Origin of the sequence: Salmonella sp. SAL4457 (assembly GCF_046548235.1) — a bacterium.
Lineage (GTDB): Bacteria > Pseudomonadota > Gammaproteobacteria > Enterobacterales > Enterobacteriaceae > Salmonella > Salmonella enterica.
The window spans coordinates 1-300 of record NZ_JBGDZO010000287.1; the positions used below are offsets into that span (position 1 = coordinate 1).

1 pseudogene is annotated in these 300 nt (G+C 49.7%); it reads right to left on the bottom strand.

Features of this window, described 5'->3' with window-relative positions:
• Nucleotides 1–208 (bottom strand): annotated as a pseudogene (locus tag ACLJNW_RS24315) (hypothetical protein); the annotation flags it as partial.
• Nucleotides 209–300: the final 92 nt, after the last annotated feature.

Consider the following 300-nt stretch of genomic DNA (forward strand, 5'->3'; position numbering starts at 1 on the left):
CGTAAAGCTCGCGGGTGCGGAAACGGGCGATTAGGTCCTTGATGCGCTGGGCGGAGTTCTCGGTCGGCTTGGAGAAGGTGAAGTAATAGACCCGCTGGTTGCGCCAGAGCAGGACATGGAAGGGGATATTCTTGCTGCCAAGGATATGGGAGTCGGGGATGCCGAGATCGTGTTCGTAGATCTTGGCGAGAGGAATCTTGGCCTCCATTTCTGCGATTCCTTTTTTTATCCGTTCAATACTTTTCTCTTCGCTCTTGTTTTTTTGGAGCGTACTTATTGCTTTCTTATCTAGTTTTATGT